This is a genomic window from Bacillus sp. FSL M7-0307, assembly GCF_038627835.1.
In the GTDB taxonomy this organism is placed as follows: Bacteria; Bacillota; Bacilli; order Bacillales; family Bacillaceae; genus Bacillus; species Bacillus altitudinis.
The window spans coordinates 468,432-487,473 of sequence record NZ_CP152023.1 but is presented as its reverse complement, the minus strand read 5'-3'; the positions used below and the strand labels follow the sequence as shown (position 1 = coordinate 487,473).

The window sequence follows — 19,042 nt, the reverse complement described above, 5'->3', positions numbered from 1 at the left end:
AACCTGAAGTTGATCTAAATTTGGCACACAGGCTGTGACAAAATGAAAGACTCACACGTTTTTCCAAAAGGAAGGTCCATAATCCTTTTGATGAAATTGAATCGTTTGTTCATGAAATGGCAGTGTGCCCCCGACCTTTAATGAATAGGTAGGATTATAGACGGGAGAGCCAAAGCAATACTCCATCGTCCTTTCCTCCGGCCGAAACATGACGGTTCGCATCGTCCCAAACAGCTCTTCATAATTGTGCACAGTCAGACCAGCAGGGTATTCTGCCTGAAATAGTTCCGTAAGAGACTCGCTTGACGGCTGTTCTTCTAAAGCTTGAATTAACATGTCGTACCTGACAACAGAATGATGTTTCGTCAACCCTTTTGCCGTGTGATCAGCAAGCGGATGGTTCGTAGCCGCAATAAATCCACGCTCCGGCCTTCTCACCTTTTTTTGCCCATCAATCATTTCAATCACAGCCGCCTCTCCCTTCCGGTCAGCAAGCATTAGATGAACATTAGACGCGACGGGCATTTCCTGTACCAAACGGACGGCATCCTCCACCGTTTTACAGGACTCTAGCACAGCACGAATAACATGATATACTTGCAAGCCAGCAACAGCCGGCGGCTTTAAGCCTGGTTCGTTGCCAATAGGCGGACCGCATGCAGAAAATGTCACCGATAGACCATGTTCATTCATCCCATCCGATCGACCAAATAAGATTAATGATGAGCCTGTATGGACTGCTGTGCCCTTCACATGTGTAGATACAAGACGCATATCATCAAACAGCGGAGAAAAATCATAGTTGCGCAGCATCACCGTCTGTTGATTGGCAGCCTCATTCCCCTGCATCACACAATGGGAACAGCCTGGCTGAAGATGTGAAGAATAGAAAAAGGTCAAATCGCTTTCATCTATTTGCATTTCATCACAAAATCCCGAGAGCTCTTCTTCTAACTGAGGAAGAAACGGTCGAATTAGCTGCTTTGTTTCCTTCACAGCCTCTTTTGATAACGGTTCTGATTGAATGTATTGTTTCTTAAGCAAAGGGCGCTCCTTCAGCCAAATAGCCTGCTGCTTTCCTACCTCATAAGCTGTTCCTTTCAATTCATGAAAATACGCACTCATCTCCTGCATGCATCCACCTCTTTTGTCTTGTTTCTTTTATCATATCGAAACAGCCCTTCATTTAAAAGAATGAAAAAACTGCAATCCCGAGGGATCACAGTTGCTTAGCGGATTGTTGAAACAGCGCTTCTGCCATTGCTTCATATCCTTTGTGGTTTGGATGAAATTGATCAATCGATAAGTATGCGCTTTGATGTCCTTCAAATACACCGTAAATATCCACCACTTCTACATGTGGATTCGCAGCAAGCTGGCGAAGGTGATGGTTGTATTGCTTCAGCCATCTCTCGGCGATCGGAATCTCAGGAAAAGGATTATATAAATTCAATAAATATACGCAGTATGGATGATGCTGCCCTCTTTTTATCAGAGCGATTTCTTGAACCATTTTGCTAAAATTCGCCTGACAATGCATAGACGCTTGCAGCAGTGTCTTTTCATCTTCCCCTTTTTCATACTGCAGAACAGCTTGAACAAGATCATTCCCGCAGCCTGTGATGGTGATGATGTCAGCATGAGCAATCGCCCGTCTTACATCAGACCGCTGAAAAAGCTGCAAGATCTCTTCCGTTGTTAACCCTGATTTCGCAAATACGGACAGTTTCACCGGTATATGCAGCTTCTTTTCAAGCTTCGCCGCATATCGCTCCGTAAAACCGCCGCCAAATAAACGTGCCCCCACCCCAACCGTTAAGGAATCTCCAATCGCAACATAGGATCGTCCCACTCTTATCCCTCACTCTCTCCTGCCTTCTCTTATATATACGAAAAAGAAGAACAAATGCTTGTAGCAGATGGCTTAAAGGCATCCACCTTTTTTTCAAAAACGCAGGATGGGCGCATTTACAAACACTTTACTTGCGATATCGATCCATTTTTTGTTCAATGGGAGTAGGGTTTTTTTGCTTAAATCGCAGCTTTGAAGCGTTTCAGAAAAATTTACAAACTTTTTATCTTGATTTCAAGACTTTATACCTTGACTTCAAACTATATAGTGATTACAATGAAAATATCAGTTTTTATGTAACTGTGCTTGTTACATCTTTTTCATAGCATTCCAATATGATTAAAGATGCCACATATTCAGTGTATCTTTGGGATACGCTAAAAAAATCATTGAAACAGGAAGGATTGAATGAACATGGCAAAAGTTTTATACATCACTGCACATCCGCATGATGAAACAGTTTCTTACAGTATGGCTACTGCTAAAGCATTTATCGAATCTTATAAGGAAGCAAATCCAAGTGACGAGGTTGTACATATCGATTTGTACAAAGAAAACATTCCTCACATTGATGCAGATGTATTCGCTGGATGGGGCAAGCTTCAATCTGGTGCTGGCTTCGATACACTTTCAGCTGAAGAGCAAGCGAAAGTTGCTCGCCTAAACGAATTAAGCGATCAATTCGTTTCTGCTGACAAATACGTATTTGTTTCACCACTTTGGAACTTCTCATTCCCACCAGTTCTTAAAGCATACATCGACTCTGTTGCTGTAGCTGGTAAAACATTCAAATACACTGAGCAAGGTCCTGTTGGATTACTAACAGACAAAAAAGCGCTACACATCCAAGCACGTGGCGGATATTACACTGAAGGTCCTGCTGCTGAACTAGAAGCAGGTCACCGTTACCTTGGAACAATTGCAAACTTCTTCGGTATTCCTTCTTTCGAAGGTCTTATTGTTGAAGGTCACAATGCTGAGCCTGCAAAAGCAGAACAAATTAAAGCAGATGCGATCGAACGTGCAAAAGCTTTAGGTAAAACTTTCTAATCATGAACACGCAAAAAGCCAATGATCTTAACGGTCATTGGCTTTTTATTTGTTCAGATGCAAAACCTAATTCTTTTGAAATGCCGCTGGCCGCTTTTTTGACCTGCTCAATTAAATAAGGAAGCCGTTCCTTTTGATAGCCGGCCTCAAACCCTGCAATACTAATGCCTGCTGCCACTTCTCCGTGATGATTGAAAATGGGCGCTCCAATAGCGGCAGTATAGTTTTCAAGCTCTGAATAGCTTAACGTATATCCGCGCCTGTTTGATTCTTCGATCATGTTTCGCAGGACATCTTTATCGGTAATGGTTCCGATCCCAATTTTCCCGAGCTCTACCGAATCAATATAGGCAAGTCTCTCTTCCTCTGGCAAAAAGGAAAGAATACTTCTCGCACAAGCTCCCGCATATAATGGGGATCTTCTTCCGACGGCGGTATAGAGCCGGACAGGCTGCGTTCCTTCCATTTTCTCCACATAAATGGCTTCATCTCCTTCACGAATAATGAGCTGAACAGCCTCACCTACCTCATCACGCAAGTTTTCCATAAAGGGCCTTGCAATTCTACGGATATCGAGGCGATCGGCGACAAGCTGACCGTATTCAAGGAACATCAATCCTAATCGGTAAACACCTGAAGGATGCTTTTCTAATAATCCCATATCGGCTAACGAGTTGGCCATTCGGTGTACAGATGTTTTGGGCATGCTCGAGAGCTCAATCATGTCATTTAACGTTAATTGTTCGTGTGTGATAAAAAGCCGTAATATCTCCATTGATTTCACAACGGTTTTATTTGTGTTCTGCATGTTTCTCACCTTTTCTAAAACGAAAATGCTTCGAGTTTTAATCTTGCCGTCAGGTCCTTCATTTCTGCTTCTTGTGTGAATAAGGCTTGCTCTGCTTCTTGGCGGTCAATTTGTTGAAACGTGAGATTCGCTCCAGGCATCGCCTGCGCAATGAGCGGCAAATCGACTGTTGCCACCTCACCAATACGGGGATATCCACCTGTCGTCTGGCGATCTGCGAGCAGAATAATCGGCTGGCCGTCAGGAGGAATTTGAATAGAGCCAAAAGCAACCGCTTCTGAAATCAATTCAAGCTTTTGCTTTAAACGTATCGGTTCTCCTTTCAATCTGCATCCCATACGATCAGATTGGGGAGTGACCTGATAAGACCGTTCGAAAAAAGCTTGCTGCGATTCTTCCTGAAAATGAGACAGATGTCTCCCTGCCAGCACCCGAATGACTGGTGATTTCCCGAGAGGCAAAAAATGAGCATGATTGACTGTCCAGTCTGGCGCACGTTCCCCTTTGCTTTTTAACATGTGAACGAGGCTCACCGCCAGTGGTGACGGTTCTCCAATCGGCAGGACGTCTCCTTTTTCTAGCGGACGCCCTTCTACCCCGCCTATCTTCGCTCTGACGTACGTACTTTTACTTTTCATCACCGGCTCAACATCAAATCCACCGGCTACAGCGAGGTAGGAGCGGCATCCCCTCTTACAAGGGCCAAAGGTGATCGTGCTTCCTGCTCGAATGAAGAGCGGTTTCCATAGAGGCACTTGTTCCCCGTCAATCTCAACCTCCACATCAGCACCGGTCACGGCGATCAGCTGATCCTTCTGACATGTCAACACTGGACCGGGCCCCATTAATGTGATTTCCAGCACCGCTTCGTTTTCTTGATTCCCAGTGAGGATGTTGGCGATTCGGAGCGAGAGCGGGTCCATGCCGCCGCTCGTTAAAACACCGTACTTCTGATAGCCTATTCTCCCTTTATCTTGAATGGTGGTGAACATTCCTGGCTTGATGACATGCATACTCAACGATCTTCCTCCTTCATGCTGAAAAATTCCTTTTCAGACAGTTGAACAAATCGAACCTCGTCCCCTGCCTTTAGTAGACTAGGTCTCTCAGCATTCGGCCGAAATAAGGATAAAGGGGTTTGTCCAATGAGCTGCCAGCCTCCGGGTGTAGATATCGGATAAACCCCTGTCTGCTTCCCCGCAATACCCACAGACCCTTTCGGAATCGACATTCTTGGTGTTTCTCTACGCGGAGCTGCAATTTTTTCAGAAAGTCCGCCTAAAAACGGGAACCCAGGAGCAAACCCAATCATATAGACAAGATACGTCCCGGATGTGTGAATACGTACAACTTCTTCAGGCGTCAAACCATTGATACGGGCGACTTCTTCTAAGTCAGGACCGAGCTCTCCTCCATAACATACAGGAATGTCGACGATCCGGCGCTTTGCCTGATTCCCCTCCTGCCAGTTGTCTTCAAGGAGGTTTTCAATATAGTCTTTGACCCATTCATACGGAGAGATTGCACGTTGCTTAAGCTGAGCAGATTGATACACCTTATAGGGCTCATAAAAGACGGTCACGTTTGTAAAGGCTTGAACAGCTTCCACATATCCGTCAAATGGATGCTGTTCAATACATGAAAACAGCTGCTTCACACGCTCATGAATGTCTTCACTTATGTCAGTCCCGGCTTGGATGACAATGGCTGCGTCTCCTAGCGGGTGGAACGTGATCGTATCTTTTATCGTTGAAAATGCCACTCTTATGACACCTCTCTTTCTACAGGACACCGAGCTTTTGATCTCTTACATCTGTGATAAACATATGACCGGGTGCATGGGTGATCGCAATGTCTGGCTTAGTGTGCATGACAATGGCTTGCGGCGTCACACCACATGCCCAAAACACCGGGACTTCACCTTCTTTGATCACAGATGGTTCTCCAAAGTCTGGTTGATCTACATGTTCAATGCCAATCACAGCTGGATCACCTATATGGATAGGACCGCCATGTACCGATGGGAATCTAGACGTCACCTGAACACTTCTTGTGACTTGATGCGCTGGGATCGGCCTCATACTGACAACCATCGGACCATGGAATACACCTGCCCTTTCACATGGAATGTTCGTTTGATACATTGGTACATTATGACCGTCTTCAATATGGCGGACAGGAATGTCATTCAGCATCAGTGCATGCTCAAACGTAAAGCTGCATCCGATGAGAAAGCCCACCATATCATCCTCCCAATAGGAAGAAATATCTGTTACCTCTTCTTGAAGAACCCCTTTTTTGTAAACACGATATTTAGGGAAATCCGTTCGAATATCCGCATCAGGTGCTGAACGCCTTGGCACTGGATCACCTGGGTCGAGCACATCAAGCAAAGGGCACGAAGCCGGATTCCGCTGACAAAATAAAAGAAAATCGAAGGCCAGCTCTTTTTTGACGATCATTAAGTTGGCTTGCGCAAATCCCTCAGCAAAGCCAGCCGTTGGTCCTGTGATCTTCTGCTTACGAATCAATTCCCTTATTTGTGACGGCTTATAGGTTTGATATGCTTTCATGTGATCAGCTCCATAGTTTTGGAATTTCATTCATGATGGTATATCCGCCCATGATTGCCATGATGACAACAACAAACGCACCTGTTGCTGTCAAAAAGAATGGATGGCGATAATCACCGACAATTTCTTTTTTATAGGCAGCAATCAGCAATGTTCCGAGTGCAAGCGGCAAGATCAATGCATTGATGGCCCCAACCAAAATCAATATGTTCACAGGTCTTCCAATCGTGATAAAACAAATGGTCGAGAGCGCAATGAATCCAACGATAATGCCTCGTTGATTTTTCTCGATTTTTGGTGAGAAGGTTTTAAAGAAGGAAACGGAGGTGTATGCTGCTCCAATGACTGAGGTAATGGCGGCAGCCCACATAATAATCCCGAACATTTTATATCCAACATTTCCAGATGCTAATTGAAAAACAGACGCAGGCGGGTTCGATGGATCAATCTGTAAGCCTTTTGAGACAACTCCTAGAACGGCTAAAAATAAAGCCACACGCATCACGGATGTGATCAAAATACCGAAAATGGAACTTTTCGTCACTTGCGGCAATGCATCCTTCCCCTTAATGCCAGCATCCAGCAGACGATGACCACCAGCAAAAACGATATAGCCACCAACTGTCCCGCCGACAAGTGTGACAATTGATAACATGTCAATTTTCTCTGGCACGAAAGTTCTCATGACCGCTTCTCCAACTGGCGGTGCTGTGGAAATAGCCACATACAGCATCAGACCAATCATGACAAAACCAGCGATTTGTGTGAATCGGTCCATCGCTTTTCCTGCCTCTTTGATGACAAAAATGAGAATGGCAATGACTGCACTGACCCCAGCCCCTATGCGGGGATCGACGCCGAATATGACCTGAAAACCGAGACCCGCACCAGCGATATTTCCAATATTAAAGGCAAGACCCCCAATGACAATCAAACAGGCTAACACATATCCGAGACCCGGCAGAACCATATTGGCAATGTCCTGTCCTCTTTTTTCCGAGACGGCAATGATACGCCATACATTTGTTTGCGCAAAAATGTCTAGCAAAATAGAAATCAAGATGACAAACCCAAAGCTAGCTGCGAGCTGCTGTGTGAACACCGTTGTTTGTGTTAAAAATCCCGGTCCAATGGCGGACGTTGCCATTAAAAAGGCTGCGCCCATCAGCATAGAACGGTTCCCTTTTGGAGCTTTCATCTGTTTGGCTTTCTCTCTTTTCATGCTGTTTCCCCCTTTGATGACGATTTATCGAAAGGCCTTGAGTTGAATAGTGGCTTCTTTTAGCTTCGCTGTAATGGTTTTTGCAAATTGAAGCGCGTGACTGCCATCTCCGTGGATGCACACCGTATCTGCTTTGAGCTGAACATCTTCCCCTTGCACTGTCCGCACTTTCCCCTCTCTTACCATACGGATGACCTGCTGAACTGCCCTTTCATCCTCTTCAATGAGTGCATGAGGTTCACGGCGGGATGTCAATGTCCCGTCTGGTTGATACGTCCGATCAGAAAAAACTTCATGTGCCACTTGAAGACCGATTCTTTCCCCTGCTGACGCAAGTTCACTGCCTGACAGCGCAAATAACACAAGGTTAGGATCAATATCATACACAGCCTTCGCAATTGATTCAGATAATTCAGTATTTTTAGCCGCCATGTTGTAAAGGGCGCCGTGTGGTTTGACGTGCTGCATCGTACCGCCTTCTGCTTTCAGAAAGGCTGATAGTGCACCAATTTGATAGATCACAAGATCATAGGCCTCCTCTGCTGAGATCGCGATTGGACGTCTGCCAAAACCGACTAAATCTTGCAGACCTGGATGTGCACCAATTTGGACCCCTTTATCCAGTGCCATTTTAACCGTCTTTCTCATCACAGTTGGATCTCCCGCATGAAAACCGCATGCAATATTGGCTGAGGTAACATATTCAAGAATTTGTTCATCTGAACCGATCGTGTATTGACCAAAACTTTCTCCCAAATCACAGTTAATATCCACTTGATACATAGAACCCCTCCTTGTCGTTCCGAATTGCGGAATAGAAAGTCCGAATATTCGAATTTATATTGATTATACCAACTTTGGATAGACTGCACATGAAATTGTCAGAAAATATAACAATAGAACTAGTAGAAAACAAAAAAAGTGAGAGGTCATATCCTCTCACTTTTTCTACTCATTTATTTAGACAGCACCCAATGCTGGATGGCTTTTGCTACCCCATGCTCTGTATTAGGAGCCGTAATCCAATCAGCCGCTTCTTTCACAACTTCTTGTGCATTGCCCATTGCGATGCCTAATCCGGCTTCTTGAATCATCGCCATATCATTCAGGCTGTCGCCAAGTGACATGACGTTGTCCATTGTACAGCCAATGCGTTCTGCAACTTTTGCAAGAGCTGCCGCTTTGTTAATGCCTGCTGCATTGACTTCGATATTGGTTGGACTGGAATTCGTGATTTCTAGCTGTCCATTTGTTTTCAATGTATGGAGGACTTCCTCACGAACAGCATCGTCATGAATATCAAAACCAAATTTCAGCCATTCGTGGTCATGAATGCGTTCTGGGAATTCTCCTCTCCACACTTTATCCACAGTAGATGCCCAGTAATCGGTTTCGTATCTGTTTTTTAGATCCCACATCATCTGAACGTGATCGGGATGCAGTAGTTCTCGTTCGATCAACTGGAAGTTTGAATCCCAAATTTCACTTCCGTTCGCTGTGACAAGATAGGAAGAGAGTTTCAGCGGCTCGACCAGCTCTCGGCATGTCATCAGCGTACGTCCTGTGCTAATCACCACATGGACCCCTTTGGCTTCTGCTTCTTTAATGGCTTGTTTATTTTCCTCAGGAATGACGTGCTCACTGTTTAACAGCGTGCCATCCATATCAATGGCAATCAATCGGATGTCTTTCTTATCAGCTTGTGTTGACAAATTGAGTACCCCACTTTGTATCATTTTTTGAATCTATCTTTATTTTAATATAAAGATGAAGATGGCACAAAGGGACGAGTTTGATCCCATAGAAAAAAGACCTTGTGACAGGTCTTTTTAACGTTCACACGCAATGCCGTCTTTATCACGGTCAAGGTGTTTATTTTTTAAGTAAAGTGCTTTTGATGCATAAGGCTTGTACTTCGTTTTTCCACCTTTGTTTTTCGTATTTTTGCTTTTTGCCACGCCGCCTTTATATACTTTGTTGAGTGCTTTGCAGTTTTTGTACTTGACTGTCTTTGCATCCGCTGTGTGTGTGTCAACTTGTGTAAAGCTAAGTAAAAGACCGAAAGACAAGACAGTGACCATGATTTTTTTTAACATGTAAGTTCCCCCTATTTTTTCTCATTTTACATTTTTATCATATGTCACCACATTTTGTTTTTCAAGACGATTGAGGTGAAAATATTGGTTTTTTTGGAATTCAATGAATCTTATGACCTATGTGGTAAAATGAGTGGGAAACCTTTCCGGTTTTGACACGTATATGAAGAGAGGAGCTTTCCACATGAAAATGAAATATACCATTCTATATGTAAACGATGTTGAAGCAAGTATTCAGTTCTACCATCATATCCTCGGTTTCCCGATTAAATTGAGGGTTGAATCCTATGTTGAGTTTGATACAGGAGAAGTCACCCTATCGATTAATTCACGCCAAGATGTGAAAGAGGCACTTGGGCTGCCTGTTCCAGAGGCAGTCAGCTCATCACAAACGTTTGAGATTGGCTTTGTTGTGGATGATGTGAATGAAACCATTGCGTCTTTGAAGGAAAAAGGGGTACCTGTCATCAAGGAACCTGCTAAGAAGCCGTGGGGACAAACGGTCAGTTATGTGTCTGATCCTGATGGACATTTCATTGAAATATGTGATGCGGTCTCCTAATAGCTGTCCGAAGGAGTGAAGCGTAATGAGAAAGAAACATGCTTTTTTTGTTGGTGTTTGCTCCATGCTGGTGATTTGCAGTGCGGCGCTCATATTACAGCACCATGAATGGATTGGGTTTGTCAGTGGTGGAATCTCTATTATTGCATTCGTCGTGTCTGGATTTCTTATGGGTGCATGGACCAACGGGGACGAGGCACGAGCGGCCTATCACTCTGAAACAAAAGAACACCGGATGTTTCGTCTTGATACGGCGTTTCTTTTCATCATCTTTGCCCTTCCGCATATGGGTGCTGCACTATTATATGTTTTTATGTAAATAGTTGATTTGGTTCAAAGGAGTGATCAACATGGCTGTTTTTGTCTTATTCGTTATATTTGGTTTACCTATGATCTCTGTGCTGATTGGCATTTTCGGCACATTGTTTTTAAAGAACATTTGGTTTCCTACATTGATTGTGCTGGTAGCGAGTGTGATTCTAATGTTCACCTCTATTGGTGGAAATAAAACCTTTCTCATTTGGGTCATCATCTACACAGCCTGTGCATTTCTCGGTGCATTCATTACAAAGCGATTCCAAGTTGTTTCATAAATACTCATCAAAAAAAGAACAGTTTGCACTGTTCTTTTTTTGATTAAATATCTGCACACCATAGCTCTATTTCGATTTTCAGCTCTGGCCACCCTAATGCAGTCACATAGGCAACGGTCATTGATGGATATGCCGTTTTGAAGATTGCATCCCACTGTGGATATAGATGATCCCAATCAATTTCTTCTGTTGCCCAAATATTGACTTTGATGACGTGTTCTTCATTCAATCCTTCTGATGCAAGGATTCTCTTTATATTTTCAAACGTATTGGTGACTTGGTCGTTTAAGCTTGATGGGATCTGTCCATCCGCTCCTGTCCCTACTTGACCTGATGTCACAAATAACCCCGCACCCTTTGGCACCCTTGTGATATGACTGTAGTTGCCAACGGGTTTCGGCATACTTTCCGGGTTTTTTCTCGTGATTTTTTCCATGTAAATCCCTCACTCACTATGATTTTTCTGCGTGTTTTTCCTCCTGTAGACAGACTTCACCAATTTTTGTCTATTCTAAAAGAAAACAGCAGTGGAGTATCCGTAGCCACAAGGTAAGAACATCAATATTTTCTTTTTCATGGCCGAAACACTCCTTTTGATTGCGTGAGCAAGGTTTAGATTTATTTCATCCTACCTGATAAATGAACCACAGTCAAAAATAAATGATAACGTGTAATATCTTGATTCTTATTGCCTATTATCTAAAATCGTTCTTTTCTTGTTCATGGTTTGTTCAAATTTCTTCTATATAGTAGATCGTAATAGGAGGTAGGATACATCATGGCAAAAATAAATAAGAAAATGATTAGTCTTTGCACCGCAGCCATCAGCAGCTTATACATCACTGGTTATGCAACTACCCATCACGCGCAAGCCGTTCAGACAGCACAATCAAATACACAAGCAGACGCTTCTTCAAACGATACATCTCTCACATCAGATACTACCGCCACTCAAACAGAAGATACCACTTCAGAAACTGAACTCAAGGATGGTACTTTCTCTGGTACTGGATCAAATGAGATTGGCTCTATCAGTGTATCTGTTACCATCAAACAAGGAAATATCACTTCTGTCGAGATTACGAGTGATAACACTAGATACGGACAAAGCTCCATTTCATCATTACCCAATGAAGTGGTCATTAGACAAAGTGCTGATGTAGATACGGTGAGCGGCGCAACATTAAGTACTCAGGATTTTGAAACAGCCGTTGCTCAGGCTTTAGAGCAGGCAAAGGCATAGAGAGGAGACACTATGATGAAATGGTTAGGACAACAAAAACTCATTACTTTTCAAAAATCCATGCTGGCTATGGGAACTGTTATCAATATTCAAGTGGTTGCCTATGAAGAAGATCGACGGGCTGTTTTAGAAGACATCAACCGTGCCTTTTCCATTTTTTACGATATCGAGCATCGTTTTAGCCGTTTCCGCTCTGATTCTGAAGTCATGAAGTTAGCCAATCGTTCAAAGCAAGAGGTAGTTGTCAGTGAAATGCTTTTCGATTTAACAGCCTATGCGTTAGAGTTAGCCGAGTTAACAAATGGCAAGTATGATCCAACCATCGGAAAAATCATGGAACAAAAAGGATTCGATCGTTTATATACGACAGGAAAAACTTTTTCATCACATGACGTACCACATACAGCTGTTCATTACCGTGACGTCCAGTTAAACGAGATGAATCGGACGATTTATTTGAACAAACCGCTTATTTTGGATTTTGGTTCTATTGCAAAGGGATTCGCATGCGATCTTGCAGCAAAAGAACTTGAAGCATGGGAAGGCTTTATGATGAATGCTGGCGGAGATGTGTTGGTATCTGGATTTAACGAACAACAAGAAGAGTGGACAATTGGGATTCGGCATCCCATTCACAAACAGACCAACATCTCGGTCATTCAAACGACTAATTGTGCGATTTGTACATCTGGCAGCTATGAACGGATCAGCCGTTATGATCCTCATACGCACCATTTGATTCACCCTCAAACGAAACAGTCTGAACAAAGTTTGTTAAGCTGTACCGTCATTGCACCACTCGGTATGCTCGCCGATAGTCTATCGACAGCTGCTTTTTTATTAGGTCGAGAAGAGGGTTATTCATTTTTAGCCGAACATGAAATACCTGCCGTAATGGTGGATCAAGATGCTGATATGACCCTAACACCGGAGATGAAGGAGGTTCAATCATGGAATTACAGCCAGCATCAACCACAGACCAAACACTGTTGAAATCATCGCCTTCACTAAAAACTTACATTCGGACGCCGAAACGGTATGCCATCGCCATTCTTTTGATTCTTCTAGCCGCCGGGAGTCTGCACACTGGATTTCTTAGTGGTCTCACTACAGTTGCCACTAGCATTGGGACAGCACTGATTCTTGACGTTTTTATTTCAAGAGTGATTTTGAAAAACAATAAACACACATTCCCTGATGGAGCTCTGCTCACAGGGCTGATTATTGGCATTGTTCTAAGTCCAGCCACTTCTTTTGCTGTATCTGTTTTCACAGCCACAGCGGCCATTTTATCTAAGCATGTCATCACTTATCAAAAGAAACCAATTTTGAATCCAGCCGCATTTGGTTTATGGCTCTCAGTCATTTTATTTTCTTCCAATCAAAGCTGGTGGGGCGGTATGTCTCTTCTACCTTGGTGGACCATAATCCTTGTGATGGTCGGCGGTTATTTGGTGACAAGCCGCGTACAAAAGTTCCCGCAAGTTTTCGCCTTTCTAGCCGCATACGGCCTTATTCACCTCATATTGGGGTTCATTGGCTTAACGGATGCTTCATCTGCTTTTATGACGCCCTACTTGAATGCCGTCTTGTTCCTTGCGTTCTTTATGTTGACTGATCCACCTACTTCACCCGCAAAGAATCGTGATCAAATCATCTTTGGTATCCTGTGTGCTGTCGTTTCATGTGTGGACTTCTATTTATTTAACAGCTTATCTTACTTACTCACAGGGCTTTTATGTGCCAATGCTTGGAAAGCCTATCGAACGTACCAAACAAATCAAAAGCGACGGGCAATACGGACGAAAGTCGTCTAAATAAAAAACGGACATCGACTTTTCGACGTCCGTTTGACCATACCTTATAAACGATAACGTGCAATATCTTGATTCAATCGCATGCTTAGCTCATTGAGCCTTTCTGCTGCCTTCGCCACATTGGAGATGGCGGTGACTTGTTCGTCAGTAGATGCAGTGATTTCTTCAATCGCAGCGGCATTTTCTTGAGAAATATGCGCTGCACCATGCATCGCTTTTGTGATGAGGTCGTTTTGTTCCAGTAATGTGTTCAGCTCTTTTGCCATCGTATTCGTTTCAACGATGGTTTGTGAAATCGATGTAGAGATGGAATTGAATTCTTGTTCTGTTGCGTGAACCGCTTCATCAAGCTCGGCAAAACGATCCATTGTTTTGGACATCATGCCAGCTGTAGACGTCGTTTCTTCTTTAATGCCTTGAATCATCTGCTGGATTTGAACAGCTGATTGCTTTGTCTGTTCAGCTAAATTCCGCACTTCACTCGCCACAACCGAGAATCCTTTGCCATGCTCTCCTGCACGAGCTGCTTCAATGCTCGCATTCAGGGCCAGTAAGTTCGTTTCATTTGAAATGCTTTCAATGGTATCTGTGATTTGTGAAATATCTTGTACTTTTGTACTTAATTGCTCAATCCCTGATCGAATGCCTTGAGATGCCTGAATGGATTGCTCATTTGATTGTTTTAATTGCTGGACAATTTGCTGACCCTGCTGGGAAGATTGGTTCGACTGGTCTGAAATTCGTTTGATCTGGTCGCTTTGTTCTTTGACGTTTTCAATGGATTGATTGAACTGAGTCATTTGTTGATTGGCTACCTCAAGGTCTGATGCCTGATGAAGGGTCCCAGTTGAGATATCTCCAATTGCTCGGCCAATTTCTTCACTGCTGGCGGATGTTTCTTCAGAGATGGCGGATAGATCTGTCGCAGATTCGACGAGCTGGCTGCTCGTTTCCTGCAAACCGCTCACAAGTGCTCTAAGCTCTCCTGACATATGATTAAAGCCTTTTGCCAACTGCCCAATTTCATCCGAGGTTTCTTTTAAGCTGGTGCGTTCAAGATTGCCCGCCGCAATTTCTTTTGAAGCAGCCGTGACTTGCTTAAGCAGTCTCACTTTACCTCGGGCTGCCAAATAAAAGACACCCATACTTAAAAGAGCGACACCTGCTGTAATGAGAATAATATAGAGCTTCATCTGCTCTAGTTCTTTATAAAATTCATCCTGAAATACGGCGATTCCTATACTCCAATTCCACGGTGTAAACTGGTTCATATAAGCGAGTTTTTGCTTTTCTTCCCCCGTGGCATCGTCTTTATCCATATAGGTGATATAGTGTGCATCCTCGCCTTTTGCTGTGGCTCCAGCGACCATTTTTTGACGGTTTGTCGTATCATCTGGGATGACGCCAATGTCGTTAACCGGATGAACCTGTGATGAATAATCGGCTCCATATGCGACAAGGTAGCCTTTATTTTTATAGATAAAATCTGATTTTTGAAATTGGTACCCTTTGCCGTTGTCATTTTTAGGCCCGCTCAAGTAAATACGGGCTTGTTCCTGCGCCTGTTCAAGCGTCAGTTCTTTGTTCTCCACACGGTCGTTCAATTGTTCAAGAGTGGCCATCGCTCCATTTACGATGTGTTTTAAATCTGCTTTCCCTGCATCAATTAAGACATTTTTCGCTAAAAAATACCCCGTTGTTCCTACAAGTCCGCCTGTTAAAATTGTAATAACGATAATGGCTGACATCAATTGAAAAAAGACACTTCTCGAAGCAAACGCTTTCTTTTTCATGTTCTAATTCCCCCTTACTACATATATCGTCATGCAGGGGAAAGTATTAAAAAAGTCATAGAAAAATCCCTTTCACGTTAGAAAGGGATTTTTTGATTATCGCTCGGTTTCTTTGAGGATGTCTTGATAGAGATCGTCTTCAGGTTTGAGTCCACATACCTCTTGAAGCACACCTTCAATGCCTTTTTCTTTCCTTAATGCCTGCAAGCGAACCGCTTCTTCGTCTTCTGCAAAGTCGTAAGCCAAAGCAGCAGCGATCCCTTTGATTAAGTACACTGGCTGCTTGATCTTTTTCGCTGGACCGATTAAACGGTCATCTGCTCCCAGCTTTCTAATCGGAGAGCGTGCGACACGAGTCACTTCATCGGAAATAAAAGCATTTTCAAATCGCTTGATGATTTTTTGAATATACGCATCATGTTCTTCTTCTCGGAAGCCATATGCGTCAATTAAATAACTGCCCGTTTCATGAAGGGCACCTTCGACTACCTGACGAATGTCTGGTGTATCAACAGCTTCTTTAATGGTTTTTACGCCTTGCTGATACCCGACATAAGCCGCTAGTGCATGTCCTGTATTGACGGTGAAGAGCTTCCGTTCAATATACGGCGTCAAATCTTGGACAAAATTCGCTCCGTCAATTTGAGGAACATCTCCAATAAAGCCCGTCTCATCAATGACCCACTCGAAAAATGGTTCAACCGACACTTTGAGAATGTCCTCATGGTGCTGAATCGGAACAATGCGGTCAACCGCAGCGTTCGGAAAGCCAACGGTTTGTGATATCGCTGCTTGCTCATCTGCTGTTAAATGAGAGAACACCGCTTCTTTTAAATGAGCACTTCCCCCAATCATATTTTCACATGCCACGATGTTGATGATATGGTCCGGCTTTTTTTGTTTTAATCCTTCAGCAATCGATGAGGCAATGATCTTCAATACGGCTGGTCCAACAGCTGTTGTAATCAAATTGGCTGTGGCAACGGCCTCTGTTAATGCCGCTGGGTTTTGCGAAGAATTGATCGCTGATACTGGCCCGACTACTTCTTGCTTCTGCCCTGGTGCTGCGAGTTCAACCGTGTATTCTCCTCTTTCATTCAGCTCATTGATGACCTCTTCATTCACATCGGTAAAGACAAGCTCAAAGCCTGATGTCTTTAACAAAGATCCGATAAACCCTCTGCCAATATTCCCTGCTCCAAAATGAAGTGCCTTCATGTTAGTTCACCTCGTTAAAGATGGCGATCAGTTCATCCTGATCCTTTGCATGAATGATCCGTTCTACATTTTCTTCTTCTGAACAGACAATCGCAATTTGAGAAAGAATATCAAGATGCTCGTTGTTTTTCCCAGCGATCCCAAAGACGACTTTCGCCACATTTCCTTCACCATATTCCACACCATTTGGAATTTGGATAATGGAAATCCCTGAATGAAGGACAGCCGCTTTCGCATCCTCTGTTCCATGAGGGATCGCAATACCGTTCCCCATAAATGTAGAAGAGATGTTTTCTCTTTCAAACATTTTGTCGACATAATCACTTGTGACATAGCCGTTTGCTACGAGGACTTCGCCTGCTTTTTTGATGGCTTCTTCTTTAGAACCTGCTTGTTCGTTTAGAAAAATATTGTCTTTAGAAAGTACTTGTTTCATACATGATCACACACCTTTTTTAGAATAAAAATCAGGAAAACAACCAAAACGGGGAGTTCAATTAGGAAAAATTGGACTCAACCCGTTTCGTCATGTTATTTTTTCAATTTCTCAATCAGCTCATCATATTTCGGGCTGTTTAAGAAATTATCCACTGAGATATGCACAGCGCCTGGCAGCTTTGCCTTTGCTCTGTCTGTTAAATCTTTATGAGTAAAGACCACATCCGCATCGTCTGGGATGTTGCTGATCGATGTGTTTGTCACATCGATATCAAGCTCTGCCTTTTTCACTTTGTTTTTCAGAATGGACGCACCCATTGCACTTGAACCCATCCCTGCATCGCAGGCAAAGATGATTTTGTTCACGTCATCTGGATTGACATCACTTGGAGATGCTGCTTGCTCGTTTGCTTGAGAGTCTTCTTTTTGTGCCGTAAGAGCAGCGGCTGCTGCACTTTTCTTGCCTTTCATGTCCTGCATCTTTTCTGTTGCTGCTGTTAAATCTTCGTCAACTTCTTTAGACGCTTTCAAAATGACAGATGCAACAAGGAACGATACGATAGCTGCTACGACAACCCCTGCTAAAACGGCAAGGTGACCGCCTTTTGGAGACATCAGCATAAGCGCAATAATACTTCCTGGTGACGGCACAGCTTTTAATCCTGCATTTAATAATGTGAACGTCAGGACACCACTTGCTCCCCCTGCAATGACAGCCAAAATGAGTTTTGGTTTCATTAAGATGTACGGGAAGTAAATTTCATGGATTCCTCCTAAGAACTGAATGACAATGGCACCTGGTGCAGACTGTTTCGCATTTCCTCTTCCAAAGAACATATACGCAAGAAGAACACCTAAGCCTGGCCCTGGGTTTGTTTCAAGCAAGAACAGAACAGATTGCCCTGTCTTCGCTGCTTGCTCGACCCCTAACGGACCTAAAATACCTTGGTTAATCGCGTTGTTTAAGAATAATACTTTTGCAGGTTCAATGAAGATACTTGCCAGCGGTAGTAAATGAGCATTGACAATGATATCTACACCTGCCGCAAGGGCTTTATTCAGACCTAGTACCACTGGGCCGATAGCATAGAATGCAATGGCAACAAGAATGGCACCGAGGATACCTGCCGTAAAGTTATTCACAAGCATTTCAAAGCCAGATTTGATTCGGTCTTTGAACAGCTGGTCGATTTTCTTAATAAGATAACCGCCCAGCGGCCCCATGATCATGGCACCTAAAAACATTGGAATGTCTGAGCCAACAATGACCCCAATCGTAGCCGTAGCACCGAGCACTCCGCCTCGATGGTCATAGACGAGTTTACCGCCTGTGTAACCAATTAAGAGCGGCAGTAAGTAGTTAATCATCGGTCCAACGAGTGTAGCTAATTGCTCATTCGGAAGATAACCACTTGGAATGAACAAAGCTGTAATAAGTCCCCATGCAATAAATGCACCAATATTCGGCATAATCATGCCGCTTAAATAGCTTCCAAAGCGCTGTACTTTCACGCGGAATCCGCTTTTTTCCTGCATCTGTGAAAACCCCTTTCTTCTCTCCCTTTATTTCGGGCTTTATAGGTCAAAAGATATAAGAACAAGAGTCAGTGAAGCCCTTATACCTATCGTAAAACGCTTTCACTTTCCCTTCAATTGAAACTAAATGTCACTTTGTCACTTAGTGTGTGACAAAATTGAAAAATAATGTGACACCTCTCGGCATACCATAGATGATAGCGGGGTAAAAGTTGAATCTACTGTTGTTTTGGCGCAAAAT

General features: G+C 43.5%; 22 protein-coding genes. 7 read left to right on the top strand and 15 right to left on the bottom strand.

All coding sequences use genetic code 11. The annotated features are described in order from the left end of the window. Positions 1–51: 51 nt before the first annotated feature. On the bottom strand, positions 52–1,134 hold the full coding sequence (locus tag MHI41_RS02330; RefSeq protein WP_342494505.1) for a C45 family peptidase: 1,083 nt from the start codon (positions 1,132–1,134) through the stop codon (positions 52–54). Positions 1,135–1,219: 85 nt separating this feature from the next. Further along, positions 1,220–1,852, bottom strand: a complete 633-nt coding sequence (locus tag MHI41_RS02325) for a GDSL-type esterase/lipase family protein (RefSeq protein WP_017358492.1) — start codon at positions 1,850–1,852, stop codon at positions 1,220–1,222. Between the two features lie 414 nt (positions 1,853–2,266). On the opposite strand from MHI41_RS02325, the gene MHI41_RS02320 reads away from it, so the two are divergent. After that, complete coding sequence (locus MHI41_RS02320) at positions 2,267–2,902, top strand: FMN-dependent NADH-azoreductase (RefSeq protein ID WP_024720223.1); 636 nt, start codon at positions 2,267–2,269, stop codon at positions 2,900–2,902. 34 nt (positions 2,903–2,936) lie between these two features. On the opposite strand, the gene MHI41_RS02315 is transcribed toward MHI41_RS02320, so the two are convergent. The 8 genes from MHI41_RS02315 to MHI41_RS02280 all read right to left on the bottom strand — a co-directional run bounded on the left by MHI41_RS02315 (position 2,937) and on the right by MHI41_RS02280 (position 9,601). After that, entirely contained in the window at positions 2,937–3,710 is a 774-nt protein-coding gene (locus MHI41_RS02315; protein ID WP_007498093.1) for an IclR family transcriptional regulator, read from the bottom strand. 14 nt (positions 3,711–3,724) lie between these two features. Further along, complete coding sequence (locus MHI41_RS02310; RefSeq protein WP_144740434.1) at positions 3,725–4,729, bottom strand: biotin-dependent carboxyltransferase family protein; 1,005 nt, start codon at positions 4,727–4,729, stop codon at positions 3,725–3,727. Then, positions 4,726–5,472, bottom strand: a complete 747-nt coding sequence (pxpB, locus tag MHI41_RS02305) for a 5-oxoprolinase subunit PxpB (RefSeq protein WP_050826965.1) — start codon at positions 5,470–5,472, stop codon at positions 4,726–4,728. The genes MHI41_RS02310 and pxpB overlap by 4 nt, the downstream gene beginning before the upstream one ends. Positions 5,473–5,491: 19 nt before the next feature. After that, entirely contained in the window at positions 5,492–6,283 is a 792-nt protein-coding gene (locus MHI41_RS02300) for a putative hydro-lyase (RefSeq protein ID WP_136944935.1), read from the bottom strand. 4 nt (positions 6,284–6,287) lie between these two features. Then, positions 6,288–7,505: an NRAMP family divalent metal transporter gene (locus MHI41_RS02295; protein ID WP_008347191.1), complete on the bottom strand. Its 1,218-nt coding sequence runs from the start codon at positions 7,503–7,505 to the stop codon at positions 6,288–6,290. 24 nt (positions 7,506–7,529) lie between these two features. After that, entirely contained in the window at positions 7,530–8,288 is a 759-nt protein-coding gene (locus MHI41_RS02290; RefSeq protein ID WP_008347192.1) for a 5-oxoprolinase subunit PxpA, read from the bottom strand. Between the two features lie 173 nt (positions 8,289–8,461). Next, positions 8,462–9,217, bottom strand: a complete 756-nt coding sequence (locus tag MHI41_RS02285; protein WP_008347194.1) for a Cof-type HAD-IIB family hydrolase — start codon at positions 9,215–9,217, stop codon at positions 8,462–8,464. A 117-nt stretch (positions 9,218–9,334) separates the two neighbouring features. Next, positions 9,335–9,601 (bottom strand): excalibur calcium-binding domain-containing protein, encoded by a 267-nt coding sequence (locus MHI41_RS02280; protein WP_019743140.1) that lies wholly within the window; start codon positions 9,599–9,601, stop codon positions 9,335–9,337. A gap of 184 nt (positions 9,602–9,785) precedes the next feature. On the opposite strand from MHI41_RS02280, the gene MHI41_RS02275 reads away from it, so the two are divergent. Genes MHI41_RS02275 through MHI41_RS02265 form a run of 3 tightly spaced genes read left to right on the top strand, consistent with a single transcriptional unit; the run spans position 9,786 to position 10,756 of the window. Further along, positions 9,786–10,163 carry a VOC family protein gene (locus MHI41_RS02275; protein WP_008347199.1) on the top strand — a complete coding sequence of 126 codons (378 nt, stop codon included), beginning with the start codon at positions 9,786–9,788 and terminating at the stop codon, positions 10,161–10,163. A 25-nt stretch (positions 10,164–10,188) separates the two neighbouring features. Then, the gene (locus MHI41_RS02270; protein ID WP_019743141.1) at positions 10,189–10,482 is read left to right on the top strand and encodes a DUF5316 family protein; all 294 of its coding nucleotides are present in this window, start codon (positions 10,189–10,191) and stop codon (positions 10,480–10,482) included. A gap of 31 nt (positions 10,483–10,513) precedes the next feature. Continuing rightward, positions 10,514–10,756 carry a DUF2651 family protein gene (locus MHI41_RS02265; RefSeq protein ID WP_019743142.1) on the top strand — a complete coding sequence of 81 codons (243 nt, stop codon included), beginning with the start codon at positions 10,514–10,516 and terminating at the stop codon, positions 10,754–10,756. A gap of 43 nt (positions 10,757–10,799) precedes the next feature. Here the strand turns inward: MHI41_RS02265 and MHI41_RS02260 are convergent, their stop codons facing one another. Then, positions 10,800–11,192 carry a RidA family protein gene (locus MHI41_RS02260; protein ID WP_007498112.1) on the bottom strand — a complete coding sequence of 131 codons (393 nt, stop codon included), beginning with the start codon at positions 11,190–11,192 and terminating at the stop codon, positions 10,800–10,802. Between the two features lie 342 nt (positions 11,193–11,534). On the opposite strand from MHI41_RS02260, the gene MHI41_RS02255 reads away from it, so the two are divergent. The 3 genes from MHI41_RS02255 to MHI41_RS02245 are packed head-to-tail and all read left to right on the top strand — an operon-like array spanning position 11,535 to position 13,816. Further along, a complete protein-coding gene (locus MHI41_RS02255) occupies positions 11,535–11,999 on the top strand; it encodes an FMN-binding protein (RefSeq protein ID WP_007498114.1) in 465 nt (154 codons plus the stop codon). Positions 12,000–12,014: 15 nt separating this feature from the next. Beyond that, positions 12,015–12,992: an FAD:protein FMN transferase gene (locus tag MHI41_RS02250; RefSeq protein ID WP_342494504.1), complete on the top strand. Its 978-nt coding sequence runs from the start codon at positions 12,015–12,017 to the stop codon at positions 12,990–12,992. Next, positions 12,950–13,816: an RnfABCDGE type electron transport complex subunit D gene (locus tag MHI41_RS02245; protein ID WP_342494503.1), complete on the top strand. Its 867-nt coding sequence runs from the start codon at positions 12,950–12,952 to the stop codon at positions 13,814–13,816. Before MHI41_RS02250 ends, MHI41_RS02245 begins: the two co-directional genes overlap by 43 nt. Positions 13,817–13,860: 44 nt before the next feature. Here the strand turns inward: MHI41_RS02245 and MHI41_RS02240 are convergent, their stop codons facing one another. From MHI41_RS02240 to MHI41_RS02225, 4 genes are all read right to left on the bottom strand, one after another. Continuing rightward, positions 13,861–15,609, bottom strand: a complete 1,749-nt coding sequence (locus MHI41_RS02240; protein ID WP_342494502.1) for a methyl-accepting chemotaxis protein — start codon at positions 15,607–15,609, stop codon at positions 13,861–13,863. Between the two features lie 96 nt (positions 15,610–15,705). Then, entirely contained in the window at positions 15,706–16,827 is a 1,122-nt protein-coding gene (locus tag MHI41_RS02235; RefSeq protein WP_342494501.1) for a mannitol-1-phosphate 5-dehydrogenase, read from the bottom strand. A 1-nt stretch (position 16,828) separates the two neighbouring features. Next, positions 16,829–17,263, bottom strand: coding sequence for a PTS sugar transporter subunit IIA (locus tag MHI41_RS02230; RefSeq protein ID WP_173407761.1), 435 nt, complete (start codon positions 17,261–17,263; stop codon positions 16,829–16,831). A gap of 95 nt (positions 17,264–17,358) precedes the next feature. After that, positions 17,359–18,801 carry a PTS mannitol transporter subunit IICB gene (locus MHI41_RS02225; RefSeq protein ID WP_342494500.1) on the bottom strand — a complete coding sequence of 481 codons (1,443 nt, stop codon included), beginning with the start codon at positions 18,799–18,801 and terminating at the stop codon, positions 17,359–17,361. Between the last annotated feature and the right edge of the window lie 241 nt (positions 18,802–19,042).

Coding starts and splice junctions, on each gene's coding strand:
- MHI41_RS02300 (WP_136944935.1), bottom strand. CDS start 6,283: ATGAAAGCATATCAAACCTATAAGCCGTCACAAATAAGGGAATTGATT.
- MHI41_RS02250 (WP_342494504.1), top strand. CDS start 12,015: ATGAAATGGTTAGGACAACAAAAACTCATTACTTTTCAAAAATCCATG.
- MHI41_RS02275 (WP_008347199.1), top strand. CDS start 9,786: ATGAAAATGAAATATACCATTCTATATGTAAACGATGTTGAAGCAAGT.
- MHI41_RS02280 (WP_019743140.1), bottom strand. CDS start 9,601: ATGTTAAAAAAAATCATGGTCACTGTCTTGTCTTTCGGTCTTTTACTT.
- MHI41_RS02235 (WP_342494501.1), bottom strand. CDS start 16,827: ATGAAGGCACTTCATTTTGGAGCAGGGAATATTGGCAGAGGGTTTATC.
- MHI41_RS02260 (WP_007498112.1), bottom strand. CDS start 11,192: ATGGAAAAAATCACGAGAAAAAACCCGGAAAGTATGCCGAAACCCGTT.
- MHI41_RS02225 (WP_342494500.1), bottom strand. CDS start 18,801: ATGCAGGAAAAAAGCGGATTCCGCGTGAAAGTACAGCGCTTTGGAAGC.
- MHI41_RS02320 (WP_024720223.1), top strand. CDS start 2,267: ATGGCAAAAGTTTTATACATCACTGCACATCCGCATGATGAAACAGTT.
- MHI41_RS02330 (WP_342494505.1), bottom strand. CDS start 1,134: ATGCAGGAGATGAGTGCGTATTTTCATGAATTGAAAGGAACAGCTTAT.
- MHI41_RS02265 (WP_019743142.1), top strand. CDS start 10,514: ATGGCTGTTTTTGTCTTATTCGTTATATTTGGTTTACCTATGATCTCT.
- MHI41_RS02270 (WP_019743141.1), top strand. CDS start 10,189: ATGAGAAAGAAACATGCTTTTTTTGTTGGTGTTTGCTCCATGCTGGTG.
- MHI41_RS02245 (WP_342494503.1), top strand. CDS start 12,950: ATGGAATTACAGCCAGCATCAACCACAGACCAAACACTGTTGAAATCA.
- MHI41_RS02255 (WP_007498114.1), top strand. CDS start 11,535: ATGGCAAAAATAAATAAGAAAATGATTAGTCTTTGCACCGCAGCCATC.
- MHI41_RS02315 (WP_007498093.1), bottom strand. CDS start 3,710: ATGCAGAACACAAATAAAACCGTTGTGAAATCAATGGAGATATTACGG.
- MHI41_RS02240 (WP_342494502.1), bottom strand. CDS start 15,609: ATGAAAAAGAAAGCGTTTGCTTCGAGAAGTGTCTTTTTTCAATTGATG.
- MHI41_RS02295 (WP_008347191.1), bottom strand. CDS start 7,505: ATGAAAAGAGAGAAAGCCAAACAGATGAAAGCTCCAAAAGGGAACCGT.
- MHI41_RS02290 (WP_008347192.1), bottom strand. CDS start 8,288: ATGTATCAAGTGGATATTAACTGTGATTTGGGAGAAAGTTTTGGTCAA.
- MHI41_RS02230 (WP_173407761.1), bottom strand. CDS start 17,263: ATGAAACAAGTACTTTCTAAAGACAATATTTTTCTAAACGAACAAGCA.